Source organism: Streptomyces sp. NPDC101234, assembly GCF_044767525.1.
Lineage (GTDB): Bacteria > Actinomycetota > Actinomycetes > Streptomycetales > Streptomycetaceae > Streptomyces > Streptomyces sasae.
The window spans coordinates 288,761-310,987 of record NZ_JBIWOA010000010.1 but is presented as its reverse complement, the minus strand read 5'-3'; the positions used below and the strand labels follow the sequence as shown (position 1 = coordinate 310,987).

The 22,227-nt window shown below is 72.5% G+C and carries 22 protein-coding genes; 15 read left to right on the top strand and 7 right to left on the bottom strand.

What is annotated here, in order from left to right; genetic code table 11:
- Positions 1-117 precede the first annotated feature (117 nt).
- Positions 118-1,047: a 5'-3' exonuclease gene (locus ACIRR9_RS20725; RefSeq protein ID WP_365344032.1), complete on the bottom strand. Its 930-nt coding sequence runs from the start codon at positions 1,045-1,047 to the stop codon at positions 118-120.
- Positions 1,048-1,726: 679 nt separating this feature from the next.
- Between ACIRR9_RS20725 and ACIRR9_RS20720 the strand changes: the two genes are divergently transcribed.
- Positions 1,727-1,882 (top strand): hypothetical protein, encoded by a 156-nt coding sequence (locus ACIRR9_RS20720; RefSeq protein WP_403753672.1) that lies wholly within the window; start codon positions 1,727-1,729, stop codon positions 1,880-1,882.
- 151 nt (positions 1,883-2,033) lie between these two features.
- Positions 2,034-2,606 (top strand): helix-turn-helix domain-containing protein, encoded by a 573-nt coding sequence (locus ACIRR9_RS20715; RefSeq protein ID WP_123978391.1) that lies wholly within the window; start codon positions 2,034-2,036, stop codon positions 2,604-2,606.
- A 23-nt stretch (positions 2,607-2,629) separates the two neighbouring features.
- Here ACIRR9_RS20715 and ACIRR9_RS20710 read toward each other — a convergent pair whose 3' ends face one another.
- On the bottom strand, positions 2,630-3,751 hold the full coding sequence (locus ACIRR9_RS20710; RefSeq protein ID WP_403753669.1) for a TDT family transporter: 1,122 nt from the start codon (positions 3,749-3,751) through the stop codon (positions 2,630-2,632).
- A 71-nt stretch (positions 3,752-3,822) separates the two neighbouring features.
- Between ACIRR9_RS20710 and ACIRR9_RS20705 the strand changes: the two genes are divergently transcribed.
- Together ACIRR9_RS20705 and ACIRR9_RS20700 are read left to right on the top strand one after the other, a co-directional pair.
- Complete coding sequence (locus tag ACIRR9_RS20705; protein WP_365343985.1) at positions 3,823-4,743, top strand: LysR family transcriptional regulator; 921 nt, start codon at positions 3,823-3,825, stop codon at positions 4,741-4,743.
- 151 nt (positions 4,744-4,894) lie between these two features.
- A complete protein-coding gene (locus ACIRR9_RS20700; protein WP_403753666.1) occupies positions 4,895-5,851 on the top strand; it encodes an aminoglycoside phosphotransferase family protein in 957 nt (318 codons plus the stop codon).
- Here the strand turns inward: ACIRR9_RS20700 and ACIRR9_RS20695 are convergent.
- Both ACIRR9_RS20695 and ACIRR9_RS20690 read right to left on the bottom strand, forming a co-directional pair.
- Positions 5,835-6,521 (bottom strand): gamma-glutamyl-gamma-aminobutyrate hydrolase family protein, encoded by a 687-nt coding sequence (locus ACIRR9_RS20695; RefSeq protein WP_403753664.1) that lies wholly within the window; start codon positions 6,519-6,521, stop codon positions 5,835-5,837. The genes ACIRR9_RS20700 and ACIRR9_RS20695 overlap by 17 nt on opposite strands.
- 70 nt (positions 6,522-6,591) lie before the next feature.
- Positions 6,592-7,326: a FadR/GntR family transcriptional regulator gene (locus tag ACIRR9_RS20690; protein ID WP_403753661.1), complete on the bottom strand. Its 735-nt coding sequence runs from the start codon at positions 7,324-7,326 to the stop codon at positions 6,592-6,594.
- 134 nt (positions 7,327-7,460) lie between these two features.
- Here ACIRR9_RS20690 and ACIRR9_RS20685 point away from each other — a divergent pair, with 134 nt between their 5' ends.
- From ACIRR9_RS20685 to ACIRR9_RS20670, 4 genes are read left to right on the top strand one after another with little or no spacing between them, the layout of a single operon-like run.
- Positions 7,461-8,819: a glutamine synthetase family protein gene (locus ACIRR9_RS20685; protein ID WP_403753658.1), complete on the top strand. Its 1,359-nt coding sequence runs from the start codon at positions 7,461-7,463 to the stop codon at positions 8,817-8,819.
- A gap of 8 nt (positions 8,820-8,827) precedes the next feature.
- Positions 8,828-10,207, top strand: coding sequence for an aldehyde dehydrogenase family protein (locus tag ACIRR9_RS20680; protein ID WP_403753656.1), 1,380 nt, complete (start codon positions 8,828-8,830; stop codon positions 10,205-10,207).
- Entirely contained in the window at positions 10,204-11,013 is an 810-nt protein-coding gene (locus ACIRR9_RS20675) for a 3-oxoacyl-ACP reductase (RefSeq protein WP_403753653.1), read from the top strand. Before ACIRR9_RS20680 ends, ACIRR9_RS20675 begins: the two co-directional genes overlap by 4 nt.
- A gap of 39 nt (positions 11,014-11,052) precedes the next feature.
- Complete coding sequence (locus ACIRR9_RS20670) at positions 11,053-11,862, top strand: DUF2510 domain-containing protein (RefSeq protein WP_403753729.1); 810 nt, start codon at positions 11,053-11,055, stop codon at positions 11,860-11,862.
- Between the two features lie 25 nt (positions 11,863-11,887).
- Here the strand turns inward: ACIRR9_RS20670 and ACIRR9_RS20665 are convergent, their stop codons facing one another.
- Positions 11,888-13,090: an amino acid deaminase/aldolase gene (locus ACIRR9_RS20665; RefSeq protein WP_403753650.1), complete on the bottom strand. Its 1,203-nt coding sequence runs from the start codon at positions 13,088-13,090 to the stop codon at positions 11,888-11,890.
- A gap of 1,856 nt (positions 13,091-14,946) precedes the next feature.
- Here ACIRR9_RS20665 and ACIRR9_RS20660 point away from each other — a divergent pair.
- A complete protein-coding gene (locus ACIRR9_RS20660; protein WP_403753647.1) occupies positions 14,947-15,699 on the top strand; it encodes a hypothetical protein in 753 nt (250 codons plus the stop codon).
- Complete coding sequence (gene mycP, locus ACIRR9_RS20655) at positions 15,696-16,868, top strand: type VII secretion-associated serine protease mycosin (RefSeq protein ID WP_403753644.1); 1,173 nt, start codon at positions 15,696-15,698, stop codon at positions 16,866-16,868. The genes ACIRR9_RS20660 and mycP overlap by 4 nt, the downstream gene beginning before the upstream one ends.
- Before the next feature lie 86 nt (positions 16,869-16,954).
- On the opposite strand, the gene ACIRR9_RS20650 is transcribed toward mycP, so the two are convergent.
- Entirely contained in the window at positions 16,955-17,956 is a 1,002-nt protein-coding gene (locus ACIRR9_RS20650) for a serine hydrolase (protein WP_403753641.1), read from the bottom strand.
- A gap of 150 nt (positions 17,957-18,106) precedes the next feature.
- Here ACIRR9_RS20650 and ACIRR9_RS20645 point away from each other — a divergent pair, with 150 nt between their 5' ends.
- A complete protein-coding gene (locus tag ACIRR9_RS20645; RefSeq protein ID WP_384564251.1) occupies positions 18,107-18,841 on the top strand; it encodes an SseB family protein in 735 nt (244 codons plus the stop codon).
- 1 nt (position 18,842) lies between these two features.
- Here ACIRR9_RS20645 and ACIRR9_RS20640 read toward each other — a convergent pair whose 3' ends face one another.
- Positions 18,843-19,217, bottom strand: coding sequence for a DUF1844 domain-containing protein (locus ACIRR9_RS20640; RefSeq protein WP_123978403.1), 375 nt, complete (start codon positions 19,215-19,217; stop codon positions 18,843-18,845).
- Between the two features lie 377 nt (positions 19,218-19,594).
- Here ACIRR9_RS20640 and infC point away from each other — a divergent pair, with 377 nt between their 5' ends.
- The 4 genes from infC (at position 19,595) to ACIRR9_RS20620 (ending at position 22,181) form a co-directional block, all read left to right on the top strand.
- Positions 19,595-20,287 carry a translation initiation factor IF-3 gene (gene infC, locus ACIRR9_RS20635; RefSeq protein ID WP_365343960.1) on the top strand — a complete coding sequence of 231 codons (693 nt, stop codon included), beginning with the start codon at positions 19,595-19,597 and terminating at the stop codon, positions 20,285-20,287.
- Between the two features lie 135 nt (positions 20,288-20,422).
- A complete protein-coding gene (gene rpmI, locus ACIRR9_RS20630; RefSeq protein ID WP_016576627.1) occupies positions 20,423-20,617 on the top strand; it encodes a 50S ribosomal protein L35 in 195 nt (64 codons plus the stop codon).
- A gap of 101 nt (positions 20,618-20,718) precedes the next feature.
- Positions 20,719-21,102 (top strand): 50S ribosomal protein L20, encoded by a 384-nt coding sequence (gene rplT / locus ACIRR9_RS20625; protein WP_053658616.1) that lies wholly within the window; start codon positions 20,719-20,721, stop codon positions 21,100-21,102.
- Between the two features lie 224 nt (positions 21,103-21,326).
- Positions 21,327-22,181, top strand: coding sequence for a TrmH family RNA methyltransferase (locus ACIRR9_RS20620; protein WP_403753726.1), 855 nt, complete (start codon positions 21,327-21,329; stop codon positions 22,179-22,181).
- Positions 22,182-22,227: the final 46 nt, after the last annotated feature.

Here is a 22,227-nt window from a genome sequence, read left to right as displayed (position 1 = left end):
TGGTTAGGTTTACCTAAGTTAGCATCCCCTCTTTAGTTAACACCTCTTCCATGGGCACTCGATGAGTGTGTTTTGCCGGAACAATTCCTTGGCGGCTGCCCCTCCAGTGTGGGTCGGTCACCCGCCGAGTGTCACGAGCAGCCGGTGCAGCGAACCGCCCAGCCCCCACCGCGCCGACAGCGCGTCCAGCCCGGCCGCATCGCGCGGGGCCTTCGGCAGCGCGGTGTCGACATCCGGCAGCGGTACGTCACCGGCGACCCGGACCACCTTGGGCGCGACGGCGACATACGGACGGGCCTCGTCCAGCCGCTTGCGCTGCGACGGCGTCAGCTTCGCCTTCGGGTCGTCGACCGCCGCCATGATCCCGGCCAGGTCGCCGAACTCGGCGAGCAGTTTGGCGGCCGTCTTCTCGCCGATGCCCGGCACCCCCGGCAGGCCGTCACTCGGGTCGCCGCGCAGCAGCGCCAGATCCGCGTACCCGCCCCCGTCGACCCCGTACTTCTCGCGCAGCCACGCCTCGTCGGTGGTCTGCAGCGTGCCGACGCCCTTGAGGGGGTACAGCACGCGCACCCCACGTGCGTCGTCCACCAGCTGGTAGAGATCGCGGTCGCCCGTGACGATGTCCACCGGCCCGTCGGCGCGCCCGGTGAACGTGCCGATCACGTCGTCCGCCTCGTAGCCCGCGACGCCGACCCGGGCGATACCGAGTGCGTCCAGCACCTCCTCGATGATCGGCACCTGCGGGGAGAGGGTGTCCGGCACCTCCTCCTCGTCCGGGCCGCTCTCGTGCTCCGCGGCGACCCGGTGCGCCTTGTAGGAGGGGATCAGGTCGACCCGCCACTGCGGCCGCCAGTCGGCGTCCATGCAGGCCACCAACTGGTCCGGGCGGTGGTCCTTGACCAGCCGGTCGATGAAGTCCAGCAGTCCGCGCACGGCGTTCACCGGCGTGCCGTCGGGTGCCTTCACGGAGTCCGGGACGCCGAAGTAGGCGCGGAAGTACAGCGAGGCGGTGTCGAGAAGCATCAGTCGTCCGGTCACGCCACGCATCATGCCGTACGGCACTGACGGCGCCGGGGTGCCGCACACCGGGATGCGGGATGCGAGGGCCTCGTGACCTGTCCCCTGTGCGCGTCTGCCCCACACGCCGTTCTCCGAACTGTGCGCGCTCGGCGCCCGGTTGCCTCATGAGTACTGGAAGAAGTACGGCAAGCAGCTCGACGACCTCGGCGCCTGGTACGGCCTCGCTCACTCGGCATCGGTCCCGTGCCGCCGGTGGAGGCGGTCTCGCCTACGGAAAGGTTCCGGCCAACCACATAGCGCTACGGCACTGCCCAAACCTCGCCGAGTCGCCGCCCGTGACGGCCGACCGTTCGTTCGACGCGCCCCGCTCCCGGCCCACCTGGGAAGACGGCGCCCCGGACGTCACCGCGGTCCTCGGTGACGCCACGGAACAGACCGGGCCACTGCCGGCCCGACGGCGCCACCGGCCTCCAACTCGGCGCCGTCTCAAGGGACTTCACCGTCCGGCGACCCCGCCCCGGATCGACGCCCCGACCAGGTGCTCCGGGCCTGGCGCACCGCCGGGAACATCCGCGGCCGCTCGCGCATTGAAACCGTCGGGACGGCCGCTCGCCCTGATCGGGGTCCGACGCCTGCGGAACGACTCCGGGAGCAGGCCGGCCCGTGCCCACGACCCTGTATCCGGCCGGGCCGGCGGGCCGCACCGGTGAACCCCGGCGGCGGCCGCGCCGTCGCCGTTCCGCCGGCCGCACTCCTTGTCGGCCTCGACGGCCGTCCGGCCCTCCTGGTCAGCGTCTTCATCCCGAAGGGGGAGTCCGCGCCCGGCGAGTCCGGCACACTCGTGCAGTGGCGTGAACTGTGAGGGTCGCGCTCACCGGACGTGACAGGGATGTGGCGGCCGCCTGAAACGGTTTGCCGAACGTGCGTAGGGTGCAGAGAACCCATCAGGAGGGGCCCGGCCGAGGCGGGGCACCCGAAGGGCGCAACGACGAGCGAAGGAGGGAGCCGGAGCGATGGGCGACCACAAAGACCAGCAGCCCGTGCGGGTGGGCGCGGCAGTACGGCGGCGCCGCCGCGCGCTGGAACTCACCCTCGCCGTCGTGGCCGAGCGCAGCGGCCTCTCGGTGCCCTTCCTGAGCCAGATCGAGAACGACAGGGCCCGCCCCAGCCGCACCTCCCTGGAGAAGCTCGCCGACGCCCTGCGCACCACGGCCGTCGAACTCCTCGCCGCCGCCGACCCGGCGTGCAGCGTGGACGTCGTACGGGCCGAGGACGCCACCGAGCCGGACTTCGCGCCCAAGGTGCGCTCCCTGGTGCGCGGTCACCACCAGCTGCACGCCTCGGAGTTCACCGGCGACCACGACGCCGGCCGCGAATTCCAGCACCGCAACGACGAGTTGATGTACGTCGCCGACGGCGCCGTGGAGATCGAGGCAGAGGGCAGCGCCTACCGCCTCGGCCGCGGCGACACCCTCTACCTCACCGGCGGAGTCCGCCACCGCTGGCGGGCGACGGTCCCGGACACAAGGGTGATCGTGGTGGCGGTGGCAGAACACATCGAGGCGGTCCAGGACCGCCCCCGCTGAAGCACCACAGCCTCGCGCACGGGTCAGCGGACGGCATCCGGCGCGGTACGCCCCGTCACCGGCAGCGGCCCCGCAGGGACCGGCCGAGGCCCGGCGAGCAGCGCGCCGCCGAGCAGCCCGCGTACGGTGCCGGAGGCGGCCGCGACCCAGCCGATGACGAGCAGGCCGTACAGCCCCACCGCCAGCCAGTCGTACACGGCGAGCCCGGTGTGCCGCCCCAGCGCCGCGGCGCCGGTGACACACGTCCCCACCGGGAAGGTGAACGCCCACCACGTCATGGCGAACCGCATGCCCTGCCGCCGGGCCCGCGCCAGGTGCGAGACGGCCAGCGCCAGCCACAGCAGCGCGAACCCCATGACCGGAACGCCGTACAGCACGGCGAGCAGGCCGAAACCGCCGTCGTACGGCGCCGGTACGACCCCGGGCGCGACGTCGGCGAAGGCGCCCACCGCCGTCGTGGACTGCCCGAGCGGCCCCAGCACCAGGAAGAGCGTCGGCGTGAGCGCGAGGGGCAGCGGGCCGCCGGTGACCAGCCGGGCGAAGACGAGCGGCAGCATCAGCAGCGTGGCCAGCAGGCTCAGCCCGAACATCGCGAAGCAGGCGAGGAGCAGGGTCTCGCGGGGCTGCCCGGCCGGCAGATGCGGTACGAGCCGCAGCCCGAGCGCGGCCGCCACCATGGGCGCGACCAGCGGCAGCAGCCACACCGGGGTGGCCTGACCGGGTTCGACCCGATGCCGTACGGCCATGAGGTACGGCACGGCGACGGCCGCCGCCAGCCCGACGGCCGTGCCGGCGACGAACAGCACGGCGTCCAGGGCGACGGCCGCCGGTTCACCGATCCAGTCCCGTCCGAGGGCCAGGGTCCCGCCGCCGACCGCGAGCAGGGCCATGGAGAGGCAGCCGTAGAAGGGCGCCATGGCGGGGTCGAGCAGGTGGGCGCGGGCCTGGTCGGGGTGGTGCGCCCAGTGCAGGGCGCGGGCGGCGAGCAGGGCCAGGAGCTGCAGCAGGGACAGCGCCCAGACGCCGACGAGGAGTTCGTGTACGCCGCCGCCGACGCCGAGCGCGGCGCCGGCGGTGGCGAGGGCGGCGGTGCCCATGACGGAGGCGTACCAGTTGGGACCGAGATACCGGACTGCGGTGACCATGGAACCAACGGTGCCGCCGGTCCGGGGCCGCGACCAGGGAGTCCGTCTCTATGAGGGCATAAGCTGGTCTTATGAGCGAGACGGAGGACCGGGCGGCAGGCGGCACGCTGGCGCACCGCGTGCCGGACCTCGGTGCGCTGGAACTGCTGCTGGCGGTGGCGCGGCTGGGCAGCCTCGGGGCGGCCGCCCGGGAGGTCGGTATCACCCAGCCCGCGGCCAGCAGCCGGATCCGCTCCATGGAACGGCAGCTGGGCGTGGCCCTCGTCGACCGCTCACCACGCGGTTCCCGGCTCACGGACGCGGGTGCGCTGGTGACCGACTGGGCGCGGCGGGTGGTGGAGGCGGCGGAGGCCTTCGACGCGGGGGCGCAGGCGCTGCGGGACCGGCGGGACTCACGGCTGCGGGTCGCGGCGAGCATGACCATCGCCGAGTACCTGCTCCCGGGCTGGCTGCTCGCGCTGCGCGCGCAGCGTCCCGACACGGCGGTGTCCCTGCTCGCCGGCAACTCGGCGGCGGTGGCGGAACGGCTGCTCGCGGACGAGGCGGACCTGGGCTTCGTGGAGGGCCTGTCGGTGCCGCAGGGGCTGGACTCCGCGGTGATAGCCCACGACCGCCTGATCGTCGTCGTGGCCCCCGCCCACCCCTGGGCCCGCCGCCGACGCCCGCTCGCCGCCGAGGAGCTGGCGGCGACACCGCTCATCCTCCGTGAACGCGGCTCCGGCACCCGCCAGGTCCTCGACGCGGCGCTCGGCGGCCTGGCACGCCCGCTGATCGAGCTGTCCTCGACGACGGCGGTCAAGGCGTCCGCGGTCGGCGGCGCCGGCCCGGCGGTCCTGAGCGAACTGGCGGTGGGGGAGGAACTGGCGATGCGGCGCCTGGTGAGCATCCCGGTGGACGGAGTTGCGCTGCGCCGCGACCTGCGGGCGGTATGGCCGACAGGCCACCGCCCGACAGGCCCGGCACGAGAACTGCTCTCCCTGACCCGGGGCTGACAGCCCTTCGCCCATCCGCCACCCGACTGGGTCACTTGAAAGGGAGAGGTCCGAAAGACGGCCCGGCTGGGGGTGCCCCCTGGGGGAGGGCAAGGCCGGCGGGGGCGAAAAACCGTGGCGGCACCCCGCTCACAACCCGCACCATCCCTCCATGCCCACCCCCACCGCCCCACCCGCCGAAGGTGCCCGCACCCCCTGGGAGGCACTCCCCGCCCCCGTGCGTACCGCCGTCGCCGACCTGCTCGGCGGTGCCCCGGTCACCCACGCCGCCACCCAGCCCGGGGGCTTCTCCCCGGGTGTCGCCGCCAGAATCCGCACCGCCGCCCACCGCACCGCCTTCGTCAAGGCGGTAAGCGCCGACGCCAACCCCCACAGCCCCGCCCTGCACCGCACGGAGGCCCGCAACGCGGCCGCCCTCCCCGACACCGTCCCCGCACCCCGCCTGCTCGGCACCTACGACGACGGCACCTGGGTGGCCCTCGTCTTCGAGGAGGTGAAAGGCCGTCAGCCCCACATCCCCTGGCGCCCCGACGAACTCCGCCGCGTTCTCGATGCCGTTGCCACCCTCGGCCGTACCCTCACCCCGGCGCCCGTCGACGCACCACCAGCCGCCGAGCACCTCGCCGGCACCCTCGACGGTTGGCGCAAGCTGATCGAGGGCCCCGACGCGGACGCCGACCGACTCGACGAGTGGACCGTCGCGCATCTCGCCGACCTGGCCGACCTCGCCGCCCCCTGGCCCGGATCCGTCACCGGCGACACCCTCGCCCACGCCGACCTTCGCGCCGACAACATGCTGCTGACCGACGACGGAGGGGTCGTGTTCGTCGACTGGCCGCACGCGGTCCGGGCCACCCCCTGGTTCGACCTGCTGGTCATGCTGCCGTGCGTCACGGCGCAGGGCGGTCCGGACCCGGAAGGCGTGTTCGGCGCGCACCCGCTCGGCCGGGACGCGGAGCCGGACGCCGTCACCGCCGCGCTCGCCGCCCTCACCGGCTACTTCCTGCAGAGCTCGGTCCTGCCCGCCCCGCCGGGCCTGCCCACCCTGCGCCCGTTCCAGCGGGCACAGGGCGACGCGGCGCTGGCCTGGCTCAGGACGCGGCTGTGATCAGGGCCTGCATGAGCCGCAGGTCCTCGCCCATCTCCGGATGCCACTGCACGCCGAGGACCCAGCCGCGGTCGGTGGGGAGTTCGATCGCTTCCACCGTGCCGTCGGACGCGTACGCGGAGGGCGTCAGGCCGTCGCCGAGGCGGTCCACCGCCTGGTGGTGGAAGGTGGGGACCGAGGCCGCCTCCGCGACCGTCTCGGCATAGCGCGTCCCGGGGACCGGCTTCACCTCGTGCCGGCCGAAGACGCCGGGTACGTCCGCGTGGCCGTCGATGTGCTGGACGAGGGTGCCGCCGAGCGCGACGTTCAGGAGCTGCATGCCCCGGCAGATCCCGAGCAGCGGGACGCCCGCCGTCAGCGCCGCGTCGATCAGGGCCAGCTCCCAGGCGTCCCGGGGGCGGTCGGGACGGCCGGTGCGGGGGTCGGCCTCGGCGCCGTAGCGGACCGGCTCGACGTCCGGGCCGCCCGCGATCACCAGGCCGTCCAGACGGGCCACCGTCGCCGCCGCGTGCTCGGGGGCGTCCGGCGGCAGCATCGCGGCCAGGCCGCCCGCCCGCTGGACAAGACGCGGATAGCCGGCCGGCAGCAGCGCCGCCTCCAGCTCCCAGACGCCCCAGCGCGTCCCGGCCTCCAGGTACGTGCTCACGCCGATCAACGGCCGTCCGGTCATGGGCCCTCCCGTGTCATAAAGGTGTGCGTAAAGGTGCGCCTGCACACCTTTATGACATGCTCATCGGCCGTTACGCCAGAAAGCCCCGTAGCAGCGCCGCGGTCCCGGCGCAGTGCTCCCGCATCATCTCCCGCGCGCCGTCCGCGTCCCCGTCCAGCACCGCCTCCACCAGGGCGATGTGCTGGCGCTGCGAGTGCTCCAGATTACGGACCAGGAGCGGGATGCAGTCGAGGAGGTCGTTGACCGTCGCCCGTACCGCCGCGTACTGGGCGGTGAGGGAGGGGGAGCCGCACAGCTCGGCGATCGTGAGGTGGAGAAGGGTGTCCAGGCGGCGGTAGTCCGCCAGCGGTGCCTCGTGGGTGCGGGCCAGGGCTTCCCGGAGCCGGGCCGCCTGGTCGTCGGTCAGGCCGTGTGCCGCGCACAGGCCCGCCGCGCCCACCTCCAGCACCTCCCGGAAGCGCAGCACGTCCTCGATGTCCACCTCGGCGATCCGGCGCCGCAGCTCGTCCTCGCCGCCCGCGTCCGTGCGCGGCAGTACGAAGGTGCCGCCGTACCGTCCGCGCCGGGACTCCACCAGACCCTGGTCCTGGAGCACCTTCAGCACCTCGCGCAGCGTCACCCGGCTGATCCCCAGCCGCTCCGCCAGCTCCCGCTCGGCGGGCAGCCGTTCGCCGCCCGGAACCAGGCCCAGCCGGACGACCTGGAGGATCTGCTCCAGCGCCTCCTCGAAGCCGTTGCCCGCCCGCACGGGTCGTAGCACAGGCGTCAGCGCGTCGTCGAGGGCGCCGTCCGCGTCCAGTGACATATGGCCGTACCCCCTTCCCAAGCAATGGTTCTCTTCAATACCTTAGAGCTCCCGGCCCGGCCGCAGAAGCGCAGCACCAGTAGTACCGGCAGCACCAGCAGCATCAGCGTGAAAGAAGCCGAAGGAGCTCCCCCGTGGCAGACCGCACACCCCCGCTGAGCGTCGAGGAGCTGCACACCCTCGTCGCGAGCGGTGAGATCGACACTGTCGTCCTCGCCTTCCCCGACATGCAAGGGCGCCTGCAGGGCAAGCGGTTCGCCGCCCGCTTCTTCCTCGACGAAGTCCTCCATCACGGCACCGAGGGCTGCAACTACCTCCTCGCCGTCGACACCGAGATGAACACGGTCGACGGCTACGCCATGTCCTCCTGGGACCGTGGCTACGGCGACTTCGCCATGCACCCCGACCTCGCCACCCTCCGCCGCGTGCCCTGGAACGCGGGCACCGCGATGCTCGTCGCCGACCTCGCCTGGAACGACGGCTCCCCGGTCGTCGCCGCACCCCGCCAGATCCTCCGCCGCCAGCTGGAGCGCCTCGCCGAACTCGGCTACACCGCACAGGTCGGTACGGAGCTGGAGTTCATCGTGTTCAAGGACACGTACGAGGCCGCCTGGGACGCGAACTACCGAGGGCTGACCCCGGCCAACCAGTACAACATCGACTATTCGGTGCTGGGCACCGGGCGGATCGAGCCGCTCCTGCGCCGGATCCGCAACGAGATGGCGGGCGCCGGGCTGACCGTCGAGTCCGCCAAGGGGGAGTGCAACCCCGGGCAGCACGAGATCGCCTTCCGCTACGACGAGGCCCTGGTCACCTGTGACCAGCACGCCGTCTACAAGACCGGCGCGAAGGAGATCGCCGCCCAGGAGGGCGTCTCGCTCACCTTCATGGCCAAGTACAACGAGCGCGAGGGCAACTCCTGCCACATCCACCTGTCGTTGACGGACACGGACGGCCACAACGTCTTCGCCTCCCACGAGGGCATGTCCGACGTCATGCGGCACTTCCTCGCCGGACAGCTCGCCGCGCTCCGCGACTTCTCGCTCCTCTACGCCCCCAACATCAACAGCTACAAGCGGTTCCAGCCGGGCTCCTTCGCCCCGACCGCCGTCGCCTGGGGCCACGACAACCGCACCTGTGCGCTCAGAGTCGTCGGCCACGGACGTTCGCTCCGCTTCGAGAACCGGCTGCCCGGCGGCGACGTCAACCCGCACCTCGCCGTCGCCGGACTGGTCGCCGCCGGGCTGTACGGCATAGAGCAGCGGCTCGAACTCCCCGAAGCCTGCGCGGGCAACGCCTACTCCGCCGACTTCGCGCACGTCCCGACGACCCTCCGCGAGGCCGCCGAACTCTGGGAGAACAGCCCCATCGCCAAGGCCGCCTTCGGCGACGAGGTCGTCGCGCACTACCGCAACATGGCCCGCGTCGAGCTGGAGGCCTTCGACGCCGCGGTGACCGACTGGGAGCTGCGCCGCTCCTTCGAACGCATGTGAGGCACGACTTGTCGCAACAGTACGAACTCGACATCCTCAACCCGGCCACGGAGGAGGTGATCGCCACCGTCCCGGGCGCCGCGGAGGAAGACGTCGACACCGCCGTACGACGGGCCGCGCAGGCCCAGGAGCGATGGGCCGCCCTCGCACCCGCCGACCGGGCCCGGCTGCTGCGCCGCTTCGCCGTCGTCGTGGACGAACACCGGGAAGAACTCGCCCAGTCGGAGGTCCGGGAAGCCGGGCACACCGTCGGCAACGCCCGCTGGGAGGCCGGCAACGTCCGGGATCTGCTCGACTACGCGGCCGGCGGCGTGGAGCGACTGACCGGCCGTCAGATCCCGGTACCGGGCGGTCTCGACGTGACGCTCCTCGAACCCCTCGGGGTCGTCGGCGTCATCGCCCCCTGGAACTTCCCCATGCCCATCGCGGCCTGGGGCGCCGCCCCCGCCCTCGCCGCCGGCAACGCGGTGCTCCTCAAGCCCGCCGAGACGACCCCCCTCACCGCGCTCCGCCTCGCCGAACTCGCCCTGGAGGCAGGGCTGCCCGAGCATCTCTTCCAGGTACTGCCCGGCCGTGGTGACATCGCGGGCGAGGCACTCGTGAAGCATGCGGGCGTCGCCAAGATCGTGTTCACCGGTTCCACCCGGGTCGGCAAGCGCATCATGGCGCTCTGCGCCGACCAGGTGAAGCGTGTGACTCTCGAACTCGGCGGCAAGAGCCCCAACATCGTCTTCGCCGACGCCGACATCGAGGCCGCCGCGGCCGCCGCCCCCATGTCCTTCCTGGACAACTCCGGGCAGGACTGCTGCGCCCGCACCCGTATCCTCGTCCAACGCCCGGTCTACGACCGCTTCCTGGAGCTCCTCGCCCCCGCCGTCGAGTCCGTCACCGTCGGCGATCCGGCCGACGAGAGCACCGACATGGGCCCGCTGATCTCCAAAGCCCAGCTGGAACGGGTCCGTTCGTACGTCGACGCCGACGCGCCCGGCATCCGGGGCAAGGCCCCCGAAGGCCCCGGCTTCTGGTTCCCGCCGACCGTCCTCACCGGCGTCGACCCGCACGCGCGGGTGGCCGTCGAGGAGGTCTTCGGACCGGTCGCCGCCGTCATCCCCTTCGACGACGAGGCCGAGGCCGTCCGGCTCGCCAACGGCACCGAGTACGGCCTCTCCGGCTCGATCTGGACCCGGGACGTGGGCCGTGCGCTGCGCGTCTCGCAGGCCGTCAAGGCCGGCAACCTGTCCGTCAACTCCCACTCCAGCGTCCGCTACTGGACCCCCTTCGGCGGCTTCAAGCAGTCGGGGATCGGCCGTGAACTCGGCCCGGACGCGCTCACCGCCTTCACCGAGACCAAGAACGTCTTCATCAGCACGGAGGGCCCCGCACAGTGACCGCATCCACCGAAGAGACCGCAGAGTCCGCGGAGACCGTCTGCCGCCGGCTCGTCGGCCGTACGGCCGTCATCACCGGGGCCGGCAGCGGCATCGGCCTCGCCACCGCACGGCGACTGGCGTCGGAGGGCGCCAACGTCGTCTGCGCCGACGTCGACGAGCCCCGCGGCAAGGCCGCCGCGGAAGAGGTCGGCGGGATCTTCGTCAAGGTCGACGTCACCGACGCCGAACAGGTGGAGGCCCTGTTCAAGACCGCCTTCGACACCTACGGCAGCGTCGACATCGCCTTCAACAACGCCGGTATCTCGCCGCCCGACGACGACTCCATCCTGGAGACCGGCCTGGAGGCCTGGAAGCGCGTCCAGGAGGTCAACCTCACCTCCGTCTACCTGTGCTGCAAGGCCGCCATCCCCTACATGCGGCAGCAGGGCAAGGGCTCCATCATCAACACGGCGTCCTTCGTGGCGAGGATGGGCGCGGCGACCAGCCAGATCTCCTACACCGCCTCCAAGGGCGGAGTTCTGGCCATGTCCCGTGAACTGGGCGTGCAGTTCGCGCGGGAGGGCATCCGCGTGAACGCCCTCTGCCCCGGACCGGTCAACACCCCGCTGCTCCAGGAGCTGTTCGCCAAGGACCCCGAGCGGGCCGCCCGCCGCCTGGTCCACATCCCGCTGGGCCGGTTCGCCGAGGCCGAGGAGATCGCCGCCGCCGTCGCCTTCCTGGCCAGCGACGACTCCTCCTTCGTCAACGCCAGCGACTTCCTCGTCGACGGCGGGATCTCCGGGGCGTACGTCACACCCCTGTAGGAGCCGCCCCGACTCCCGTCCTACAGTGCGGGAGTGAGCATGACGCCGCCCGGCTGGTACTCCGACCCGCACGCCCCGCACCTGGAGCGCTGGTGGGACGGAGAGGCCTGGACCGAGCACGGGCGCACCCCGTCCGGCCTCCCCGTGCCGCCGACCCCGGCGGCCGGGGCGTCCGGCCGGCGGGCCAGGGCGGTCGCGCTGATATCCGCCGGGGCCGTGCTGGCGACGGCGATCGTCACCGGCGCGACCGTGGTCCGCACGGACGAGGTGCGCGGCACGGGCGACACGACGATCGACACCGCCCCCAGCGGACCGCCCGCCGCCCCGTCCCTCGTCGTCGACGAGCTCAACGGCATCACCCTGCCGGTGCCGACCGGCTGGACCAGCCCGTCCGCCATCGCCCAGGACGACGTCGTGATGACGACCGACGGCACCTACGACTGCCCCGCCCGCACCGGGCGCTGCCGCCACGGCCAGGTCATCAGCCGTACGGCGGACCGGGCCGAGGGCGCCTCACCGCGCACCGTCGCCGAACGCGACGTACCCGACGCGGCCGAGACGGCGTACGGGCACGACCCCGGCGGCCGGCGGCCCTACGGCGGCATCCGTTCCCACCAGGTCGTCAAGGCCGGCCGGGTCGCGGTCGCGGGCCGCGACGGATACCTGGTGCGCTGGCGGGTGAGGACGGCCGAGGGACCGGGCGGTTATGTCCAGTCCCTCGCCTTCCCGTCCGCCTCCGGCATCCCGGCCCCGGTCGTCGTCCGCTTCGCCTTCGACGCGGGCCCGGACGGACCGCCCCTGTCCGACATGGACGAGATCACGAAGGGCATCCGCCCGGCGCGCCAGTAGGCCGGCGGGCCGGCAGGACAGAGCGTCAGAGGAAGGTGTGACCTTCACCGCGATACGTCGGTACGGTCGCCGTCACCCGGTCACCCTCGATCAGCTGCAACTCGGCGAACCGCTCGCACAGCTCGCCCGCCTTCGCGTGCCGGAACCACACCTTGTCGCCGATCAGCAGGTCGTCCGCCGCGGAGCCGAGCAGCGGGGTCTGCACCTCGCCGGGGCCCTCCTGGGGGTCGTAGGACAGCCCCTCCGGGAGGTACGGCACCGGGAGCCGGTCGGGGCCCGGGGCGCCCGAGGCCGGGTAGCCGCCGCCGAGCACGGTCACCACGCCGACACCGGGCCGCCGCACCACCGGCATGGCGAACAGCGCGGCCGGCCGGCCGGTGAACGACGTGTAGTTGTCGAAGAGACGCGGCACATACAGGCCCGAACCCGCCGCTATCTCGGTGACCGCGTCCTCCGCCGCCGTGGTCTGCACACTGCCCGTGCCGCCGCCGTTCACGAACTCCAGGTCCGGCGTCACCGCCCGGACCGCGCGCACCACCGCGGCGCGCCGCTCGGCCAGCTCACGGCGGGCGGTGGCCTGCATCAGCCGGACCGCGCGGGACCGCAGCGGCCGGCCGACGACCGCGTCCCCGACCCCGGCGATGTGCCCCTCGTACGCCATGATCCCGACCAGTTTGAAGCCCGGCCGCCGGGCCACGGTCCGGGCCAGGTCGGCGAGCTGGGCGGGGGAGTACAGCGGCGAGCGCCGGGCCCCGACCCGCACCCGCCCGCCGAACATCTTCAGGGAGGTGTCCAACTCCAGGCAGACCCGGACCACTTCGCTCCCGCCGTCGCGGGCGGCGTCGATCAGGTCGAGCTGGGCCGGGTCGTCGATCATCACCGTCACGGCGGCGGCGAGCTTGGGATCCGCGGCCAGCTCGGCGAACCGGGCCCGGTCGGCGGACGGATAGGCCAGCAGGATGTCGTCGAACCCCGAGCGCGCGAGCCACAGCGACTCCGCGAGCGTGAAGGACATGATCCCGGCGAAACCGTCCTTCGCGAGGACCCGTTCCAGCAGGTGCCGGCAGCGCACGGACTTGCTGGCGACCCGCACCGGCTTGCCGCCGGCCCGTCGAACGAGATCATCCGCGTTGGCGTCGAAGGCCTCCAGGTCCACGATCGCGAGGGGGGCGTCCAGATGGGCGGTGGCCCGGTCGTAACGGGCCCGGTCGGCGGCGCGCGCAGTCATGAACGAAGCCTGCCAGACAGGATTACCGCAGGGTAGGGGGACGATACGGGCAGATGCCCCGGGGCCGCGGACTGGTTCCCGTTTGCCGTCGCACAACCCGTAGAGTGACGCGCACGTACGGCGGAACGACCCCGGTCGCCTGACCCGCGCCGGGATGCGGATCCGCGCGTGCGGGTATGCGTGCCCGGGGCGGACGTCTTCGCACCGGGAAGCACGACGGCCCGTACGAGGAGCAGGCCCGGGTACGAGGAAACGGGGGGCGCATGAGCATGGAAGCGCGGCACGCCCCGATCCCACGACGTCCCGGGTCCGACGAGGCCGCCACGACACCGGCACAGCAGCCCGCGCCGACGGGCGGTGACCGCGGAAACGGTGAGGCCGGCCGGGGTACGGCGCCGGGTGCGGCCGGTACGTCCGGCCGCACCGACGGGCCCGGTTTCTTCGACCGGGTGAGTCGAGTGAATGGGTCGCCCCGGTCCGACGTATTCACCGGTGGGGCCGACGCTACCGGGCAGGACCAGCTGCCGGGACGGTCCGACGGGCAGCAGAGTCGTGATGACCGGACAAGTCGGGGCGGTGCGGTGGGGCAGGGCGAGCAGAACGCGGGGGACCGGCCGGTCGGCAGCGCGGCATCCGCAGACCGAATCACCCGCCCCCGCTATCCCAACCTCCGCCCACCCCAGGGCCCTCCGTCCCAGTCCACGACCACCGCACCCCCCTCATCGGCCCGCTTCCCGGACACACCCCCGGCGCCTCCCGCCGGGGGCACCGGTCGCGCCGTGCCGCCGGTGTCTTTCGGCGGGGGGACTGGTCGTGCGGGGCAGTCTGCGCCTTCCGGCGGGGAGCCCGGTCGTCTCGGGCCGTCCGCGGGCTCGGGCCGCGAGTCTGGTCGAGGTGTGCCGCCGGTGTCTTCCGGTGGGGGGACCGGTCGTTTCGGGCCGTCCGGGGGGTCCGGGCGTGTTGCGCCGTCTGCGGATTCCGGGCGGGTGACGGGGCGCGCTGTGCCGCCTGCCGCTCCGGGGCGGGAGTCCGGTCGTGTAGCGCCGCCGTTTCGGCTGTCGTACGGGCCGGGGCCGTCGGTCCGGCGTCCGGAGGGCGCGTCGGAGACGACCGGATCGTTTCGCCCCCCGCGTGCTTCGGCGGAACCGGAATCGGAACCGGAATCGTCGTCGGACGAGCGGCGCGGAGCCGACAGGGCGCCGCACCCGTCGCGGCCGTCGGCCGTACGCCCGGGGACCACGTCCGCGCCCTCGGCCGATACGACCGAGGGTGGCACCGGTGTGGCCGGGTCCAGGCGGCCCGAGCGGCCCCGCAATGACTTCCCGACCACGATAGGCACGCCGGAGTCGGGCAGCGCATGGAGCCCGCACATGCGGACGTTCCCGGTACCGACGGCCCCACCGCGCCCCACGACACCCCCGAGGACCGCTCCGCAGCCCCCCGCGACCGGCGTTCCGCCCCGCCCGGCCGAGCCCCCGGCCGCTCCACCGCGACCGGCCGAGCCCCCGGCGACCGACAACCTCCCGCCCCGCCCGGCCGCCGCCCGTCCGCCGGCGCCCGGCAGCTCGTTCCCGGCCACCGAAGCGACGGCACACTCGACGACTTCCACCTCGGCCGGTGCCCCACCGCGTCCTTCGGCCGCCTCGGTGACCGCCCCGGACTCCGGTACCGTGCCGCATCCCGTCGCTCCGCCTCCGTACTACGACGCTCCCTCGCCCTATCACGGCCCGGGACCGGACCCCGCGATGTCCTGGACCGCCTCCGCGGGAAGTCCCGGCCGGGACCGGCCCATTGTGTCCTTCGGCGAGCCGGAGGGGTACGACGAGCGAGGCCGGGGACGGTCGTTGATCGGTCGCGTGGCGCCCCGTACCGCCGCGGCCGCCGCCTGCATGGTGCTCGGTCTGGGGCTCATCGGCGGTGCGGTGACCGGGAGTTGGCTCCTCGACGACGGCGGTGACACGGGCACGGCGAGCACCTTCAGCTCGGCCGCGGGGCTGTGGCACAACGTGCCCGTGGACGAACTGTTCCCGCCCACCGTCCAGGGCACCGGCGCCGGCCCCGGCGGAGCCGACCGCACCTGGACGCGGATCGCCGTCGCCCCGGCCACCGGCTGCGCCGACGCCTTCGACCCGCTGCTGCGCAAGGTGCTCGCCCCCGTCGGCTGCCAGCGCCTGATCCGCGCCACCTACACCGACGCCACCCAGAGCTATGTGACGACCGTGGGGCTGCTGTTCACCAAGGCCGACCCGGCGGGCATGGCCGCCCTGGCCAAGCGGTTCCAGACCGAGCACCTGGACCGCCGTACCGACCTGTTGCCCCTCCCGTACGCCGCGAAGGGCACCGCCGCCGAACGGTTCGGAGCGCACCAGCGCGCCTCCTGGACCATCTCCGTGCTCGCCGACGCCCCGGTCGTCTCCTACGCCGTCTCCGGCTGGGCCGACGGCCGTACCGTCGACTCCCCGCAGCCCGCCGCCGACGCCGAGGTGTCCGGCGCCATCACGCCCGCCGCCCAGGCCGGCCTCGGCAACGAGGCGCAGGGCCTCGCCGACCGCGTCGAACGGCGACTGCGCCAGTACATCGTCGGCACGGCAACGGAGAAGCCCTCATGAAGCGCCGCGCAACCGGGGCCGCGGTGAGCCTGCTGCTCGCCGGTTCGCTCGCCCTCCTGCCGTCCACCACCGCGTACGCCGACAGTATCCGCGCCCAGCAGTGGGGCCTGTCCGCCCTCCATCTCGACGAGGTCTGGCAGACCACCAAAGGCAAGGGCATCACCGTCGCCGTCCTGGACACCGGCGTCGAGGCGGACCATCCGGATCTCGTCGGCAACGTCCTGGCCGCCAAGGACATGATCGGCTTCGGTGCCGGTCCGGGCGACCGCGACTGGGCCCGGCACGGCACCGCCATGGCCGGCATCATCGCCGGTCACGGCCATGGCCTGGGCAACGGCGACGGCGTGATGGGGGTCGCCCCGGAGGCCAGGATCCTCCCCGTACGGGTCATCCTGGAGGACGGCGACAGCGCCCGCTCCAAGGCCCGCTCCATCCGGGGCAACGCCCTCGCCGAGGGCATCCGCTGGGCCGCCGACCATGGCGCCGACGTCATCAACCTGTCCCTCGGCGACGACTCCGACTCCGCGCACCCCGAGCCCAGCGAGGACGAGGCCATCCAGTACGCCCTGAAGAAGGACGTCGTGGTCGTCGCCTCGGCGGGCAACGGCGGCGACAAGGGCGACCACATCTCCTACCCGGCCGCCTACCCGGGGGTCATCGCCGCCACCGCGGTGGACAAGTTCGGCGCCCGCGCCTCCTTCTCCACCCGCCGCTGGTACGCCACGGTCAGTGCGCCCGGCGACGACATCGTCATCGCCGACCCGGACCACAAGTACTACGAGGGCTGGGGCACCAGCGCCGCCTCCGCCTTCGTCTCGGGGGCCGTGGCGCTGATCAAGGCCGCCCACCCGGGCCTCACCCCGGCCCAGATCAAGAAGCTCGTGGAGGACACCGCCCGCAACGCGCCGAGCGGCGGCCGCGACGACTCCCGCGGCTTCGGCATGATCGACCCGGCGGCGGCCATCAAGGCGGCGGCCAAGCTCAGGACGGAGAACCTGACGTCGGCGTCGTACGGGAAGAGGTACTTCGGCTCGGGCCCGGACGTGGAGAAGAACACGACGAGCACCTCCGACTGGGCGGCCCCTCTGGCCGGCGGCGCGGGCGGGGTCCTGCTGGTGGCGGCGGTGGTCATGTGGCGAAGTCGCCGCCGGTCCTTCGAGACGCCCTGACAGCTACGCGCCCCGAAGGGGCGCGGGGAACTGCGCGACCAGCCTCCACGCAGCCGCAGCCGCCACGGAACCTGTCGCCCCCACCCCTACTGCGAAGCCGAAGCCGACGGGGACGAATCAGCTTCCCTGAAGGAACCCACCGCCGCCTTCGCAGCCGCCTCCACCAGAGAAATCCCCTTGGCCTGACTCACCGTCCCGTTGGACAGCACGGCGACCAGATAGTCGGTCCCGCCCACCGTCACCCGCCCGATGCTGTTGACGTCCCACAGCCCGGTCGTACTCCGGGCCAGCCACCCGTTCTTCAGCGCGAACTGCGAACCGTCGGCGGCGGCCGAAACCCCCCACCGCTGGTCCGACTCGACCGTCTTCATCAGCCCCTGGATGTACGCCTGCGAGGCCTCGCTCAGCTTGGAATCGTCCCCGAACACCTGCCGGAGCAGGGTGAGCTGATCGGCGGCGGTGGTCTGGGTCAGCCCCCACAGCGCCCCGTCGCCGCCCTCCGTCCCCGTCAGCCCGAACCGCTTGTTCGCCGCGTCCAGCCCCGCCGCCTTGCCGATGATGTCCCACAGCTCCGACGCCGACGTGTTGTCGCTGTTCTCGATCATCTTCGTGGCGTACGCCTTCTCCGTCGCCGTCAGATGCCGCCCGGCGTCCTGCGCCTGCAGCAGCAGCGCCGCCAGGATGTCGACCTTGACGATGCTCGCGGTGTCGAAGGCCGCGTCGCCGTAGGCCGCGCTGTCGCCGGAGTCCAGGTCCAGCACCGCGGCCGACACCTTCGCCCCGGACGGCACGGTCACCGACTTCAGCGCCGTACTCAGCAGCGCGTCCCGGTCCACGGCCGGCTCCGTCACTGGTTCCACCGATGCCTCCCCGTTCGCCGGGGCCGAGGAGGAGGCCGACGGCGACCCGGCCGAGGATACGGTGCCGTTGTAGTCGCCCGCGTGCGCCTTCACATACACGGTCCCGGCCGCCGTGACGCCGACGACGGCGACCAGCGCGAGGCTCGTGTAGAGCAGCGCGCGGCGTCGCGGTGGGCGGGCGCGTCGGCGGCCTCGGCGGGCTTCGGGGGTGGCTCTGGGGGACTCCATGCCCGCGATGCTCGGGGCGGGGACTGTGTGCCCCGTTAGCCCGAAGTTAGAAGTCGGTCAGGGAAACCTGAGATTCCCGTGAAAGCTGTGTCGACGGGGTTTCGGGGGCCGCACAACCGCAGCAGCTTCCCACCGATAGGGTCGGGGACCGTGGCGAACAAGAACATTCCCGACTCCGGCTACTCCGACGACGACGGCACCGCCGACCCCCGGCTGGCCGCCGCGCTGGCCGCCTGGGCCGAGGACCGGACGGCCGTCGCCCCGGTCCTTGAGGCGCTGAAGGGAGCCCGGCTGCTGGTGCCGGTCGTCGCCGTGCTCGGCGAGGTCGAGGAGGACGAGAACGGGCTGCGCCGCGAGAAGACCAGCGACATGGCCGTGCCCACCCTGAAGGCCGGCCACCGCACCGCCCTGCCCGCGTTCACCTCCACCGAGTCGCTGGCCCGCTGGGACCCGGCGGCCCGGCCCGTGGCCGTACCCCTGCACCAGGCGCTGCAGGCCGCCGCGCACGAGAAGGCGGACACGGTGGTGCTGGACCTGTCGGGGCCGGTGCCGTTCGAACTGACCGGGCCGGCGCTGCTGGCCCTCGCCGAGGGGCGTACGACGGCAGATCCGCTCGCCGACCCGGCGGTGCGGGAAGCCGTCCGCGCCGCGGTGGCCGCCGAGCCCGCCGTGCTGCGCGCGCACCTCGGCCCCGGACCGGCCGACGGGACCCTGGCGCTGGTACTGGACCCGGCCGCCGCGCCGCCCGCCGAGACCGCCCAGGCCGTCGCCGAGCGGCTCGCCGCGGACGGAACACTGAGGGCCCGCCTGGTGCGCGGCCTCGACCTGGCACTGCTGCCGGCCGGAACCACGCCTCCGGGCGAGCCCTTGTACGTGAAGGTCTGATCTAGCCGTAGACCGGGCCGGTGTACTTCTCGCCGGGGCCCTGGCCCGGCTCGTCGGGGACGATCGAGGCCTCGCGGAAGGCCAGCTGGAGCGACTTCAGGCCGTCGCGCAGGGGGGCCGCGTGGAAGGAGCTGATCTCGGTCGCCGAGGCGTCGAGCAGTCCGGCGAGGGCGGTGACCAGCTTGCGGGCCTCGTCCAGGTCCTTGTACTTGTCGCCCTCCTCGGTCAGACCGAGCTTCACGGCGGCCGCGCTCATCAGGTTGACGGCGACCGTCACGATCACCTCGACCGCGGGGACCTCGGCGATGTCGCGGGTCATCTCGTCGAAGTCGGGCTGCCCGGCGTCATCGGGGCCGGGAAGGGGCGTCTCACTCATGCCCCACACGATAGGCGCAGGGGACCTGGGGCTCTTACTTAGCCCCAGGTCGTCTCAATTAGCCCTCCCCCGCCTTTACTGCTAGCCTTGTGTGACGACCGGCCGGACAGGTATGCCTCACGGCTAGCTGGACCGGCCCACAAGTGGAGGCTTCGAACTCCCACCTGACCGCCCCACGGGCGGCGGGTCACCGGTCAGACGGTCGCTTCGCCGTGCTACGGCGACGGCGTTCCGTCCGATTCTGCGCCCCGCGATCCTCGTGGCGGTGTTCCGGTAGTTCGAGGAGCCCCGCCTGTGATCGTCCGGGGCATTTTTTCTGCTTCGGTGCGGTTAGGTCTTACGGAAACAGACGTTACGCGGTTGCCCGCCAGGCCGCCGTGTGGTGCTACCGAGGAGGATCCATCAGCACCGAGCCCCGCATCAACGACCGGATTCGCGTTCCCGAGGTGCGACTTGTCGGTCCCAGCGGCGAGCAGGTCGGGATTGTTCCGCTTGCCAAGGCGCTGGAGCTTGCGCAGGAGTACGACCTTGACCTGGTCGAGGTGGCGGCGAGCGCGCGTCCGCCGGTCTGCAAGCTCATGGACTACGGGAAGTTCAAGTACGAGTCGGCCATGAAGGCCCGTGAGGCGCGCAAGAACCAGGCGCACACGGTCATCAAGGAAATGAAGCTCCGGCCGAAGATCGACCCGCACGACTATGACACCAAGAAGGGTCACGTCGTTCGGTTCCTCAAGCAGGGCGACAAGGTCAAGATCACGATCATGTTCCGTGGTCGCGAGCAGTCCCGGCCCGAGCTGGGCTACCGACTGCTGCAGCGTCTCGCGGAGGACGTCCAGGACCTCGGTTTCGTGGAGTCGAACCCGAAGCAGGACGGCCGGAACATGATCATGGTTCTCGGTCCGCACAAGAAGAAGACCGAGGCGATGGCCGAGGCCCGGCAGGCGCAGGAAGCCCGCAAGGCGGACGCGAAGGCCAACCCCGGTCGCTCGCAGAACCCCGCCGAGATCGAGGCTGACGCCGACGTCGACGTCGAGGTCGAGGCGCCCGCCGAGGAGCATGTCGAGGCGTGATCCCGGGGTAACCCGCCTCCGGGCAGTACCCAGGGGCGAGAGTCCCAGGACGTAACCGATACAAGAGCGACGTTCCGCCGTGCCCGGTTTCACGACCGGGCACCGGAGCGCCACCGACGAGGAGATAACGGCGCTATGCCGAAGAACAAGACGCACAGCGGTGCCAGCAAGCGCTTCAAGGTCACCGGCTCCGGCAAGGTGCTCCGTGAGCGCGCCGGCAAGCGCCACCTGCTCGAGCACAAGTCGTCCCGCGTGACGCGTCGCCTGACCGGCAACGCCGAGATGGCCCCGGGTGACGCCGCGAAGATCAAGAAGCTTCTCGGCAAGTGACAACGCGGGCGCCGCACGGCGCCCTGAGTCAACCCAACCGGGACCCAGTCGTTTCCGGGCCGCGTGAGTCCAACCGCGGCCCCGCTACAAGGAGTTAACAAGTGGCACGCGTCAAGCGGGCAGTCAACGCCCACAAGAAGCGCCGGGCGATCCTCGAGGCGGCCTCCGGCTACCGCGGTCAGCGTTCGCGCCTGTACCGCAAGGCCAAGGAGCAGGTCACCCACTCGCTGGTCTACAACTACAACGACCGCAAGAAGCGCAAGGGCGACTTCCGTCAGCTGTGGATCCAGCGCATCAACGCCGCTGCCCGCGCCAACGGCATCACGTACAACCGCTTCATCCAGGGTCTGAAGGCCGCGAACGTCGAGGTCGACCGCAAGATCCTCGCGGAGCTCGCCGTCAACGACGCCAGCGCCTTCGCCGCGCTCGTCGAGGTGGCCCAGAAGGCGCTGCCGGCGGACGTCAACGCCCCCAAGGCGGCGTGACGCTGCGCTGGCTTCGGCCGACGTGACTTGAGGACCCGCAGGCTCTAGGGCTTGCGGGTCCTGTTGTTGAGGCCCTCTGCCGTCGTGCGGCTGCGGGTGCGTCGTGGTTGCTCGCGCAGCTCCTCCCCCAACCTTCGGCCGGGGGGTACCCCCAGCGCCCCTTTCGCGGCGCGACATCCTGCCGGTGCCACAAAGACAGGACTTTCTCGAAGGTGAAGAACACGATGGCGACCCCCGAGTTGATCTCCCCCCGTTCCTCGCGTGTCGTCGCTGCTCGGCGGCTTGCCAGGCGGAACTTCCGGGGGAAGGACCAGCTGTTCCTCGCCGAGGGGCCGCAGGCCGTGCGGGAGGCGGCCGGGCATCGGGCCGACGACGGGCCGACGCTCGTCGAGCTGTTCGCCACTGTCGAGGCCGCGGAGCGGTACGCCGACATCGTGGGGGAGGCCAGAGCGGTCGGCGCCCGGATCCACCTCGCCTCCGAGGACGTCATCGCCGACATCTCCACCACCGTGACACCACAGGGGCTCGTCGGGGTCTGCCGGTTCCTGGACACACCGTTCGAGGAGATCCTGGCCGCCCGGCCCAAGCTCGTCGCCGTGCTCGCCAACGTCCGAGACCCCGGCAACGCCGGCACCGTGCTGCGGTGCGCCGACGCCGCCGGTGCGGAGGCCGTCGTACTCACCGACGCGTCCGTGGACCTGTACAACCCCAAGGCCGTGCGCGCCTCCGTCGGGTCCCACTTCCACCTGCCCGTCGCCGTCGGTGTTCCCGTCGAGCAGGCCGTGGCCGGGCTGAAGGACGCCGGCGTGCGGATCCTCGCCGCGGACGGGGCCGGGACCGACGACCTCGACGACGAGCTGGACAAGGGGACCATGGGCGGGCCCACCGCCTGGGTGTTCGGGAACGAGGCCTGGGGGCTCCCGGCCGAGACCCGCGCGCTGGCGGACGCCGTGGTGCGCGTCCCGATCCACGGGAAGGCCGAGAGCCTGAACCTCGCCACCGCCGCCGCCGTATGTCTCTACGCATCGGCCCGTGCACAGCGCGCCTCCGGAGGCTGCCGTTCCGTCACCGAGAGCTAGTAGGGTGACCAGCTCGGGGGCCTGCTGCGCCGTCTGAGAGGTGGAG

Excerpts from the sequence above, each read along its gene's own strand:
- ACIRR9_RS20695 (WP_403753664.1), bottom strand. The coding sequence starts at position 6,521 with ATGACCGGACGGCCGTTGATCGGCGTGAGCACGTACCTGGAGGCCGGG.
- ACIRR9_RS20700 (WP_403753666.1), top strand. The coding sequence starts at position 4,895 with ATGCCCACCCCCACCGCCCCACCCGCCGAAGGTGCCCGCACCCCCTGG.
- ACIRR9_RS20650 (WP_403753641.1), bottom strand. The coding sequence starts at position 17,956 with ATGGAGTCCCCCAGAGCCACCCCCGAAGCCCGCCGAGGCCGCCGACGC.
- ACIRR9_RS20725 (WP_365344032.1), bottom strand. The coding sequence starts at position 1,047 with ATGCGTGGCGTGACCGGACGACTGATGCTTCTCGACACCGCCTCGCTG.
- ACIRR9_RS20710 (WP_403753669.1), bottom strand. The coding sequence starts at position 3,751 with ATGGTCACCGCAGTCCGGTATCTCGGTCCCAACTGGTACGCCTCCGTC.
- ACIRR9_RS20715 (WP_123978391.1), top strand. The coding sequence starts at position 2,034 with ATGGGCGACCACAAAGACCAGCAGCCCGTGCGGGTGGGCGCGGCAGTA.
- mycP (WP_403753644.1), top strand. The coding sequence starts at position 15,696 with ATGAAGCGCCGCGCAACCGGGGCCGCGGTGAGCCTGCTGCTCGCCGGT.
- ACIRR9_RS20620 (WP_403753726.1), top strand. The coding sequence starts at position 21,327 with ATGGCGACCCCCGAGTTGATCTCCCCCCGTTCCTCGCGTGTCGTCGCT.
- ACIRR9_RS20670 (WP_403753729.1), top strand. The coding sequence starts at position 11,053 with ATGACGCCGCCCGGCTGGTACTCCGACCCGCACGCCCCGCACCTGGAG.
- ACIRR9_RS20665 (WP_403753650.1), bottom strand. The coding sequence starts at position 13,090 with ATGACTGCGCGCGCCGCCGACCGGGCCCGTTACGACCGGGCCACCGCC.
- ACIRR9_RS20690 (WP_403753661.1), bottom strand. The coding sequence starts at position 7,326 with ATGTCACTGGACGCGGACGGCGCCCTCGACGACGCGCTGACGCCTGTG.
- ACIRR9_RS20640 (WP_123978403.1), bottom strand. The coding sequence starts at position 19,217 with ATGAGTGAGACGCCCCTTCCCGGCCCCGATGACGCCGGGCAGCCCGAC.
- rpmI (WP_016576627.1), top strand. The coding sequence starts at position 20,423 with ATGCCGAAGAACAAGACGCACAGCGGTGCCAGCAAGCGCTTCAAGGTC.
- ACIRR9_RS20705 (WP_365343985.1), top strand. The coding sequence starts at position 3,823 with ATGAGCGAGACGGAGGACCGGGCGGCAGGCGGCACGCTGGCGCACCGC.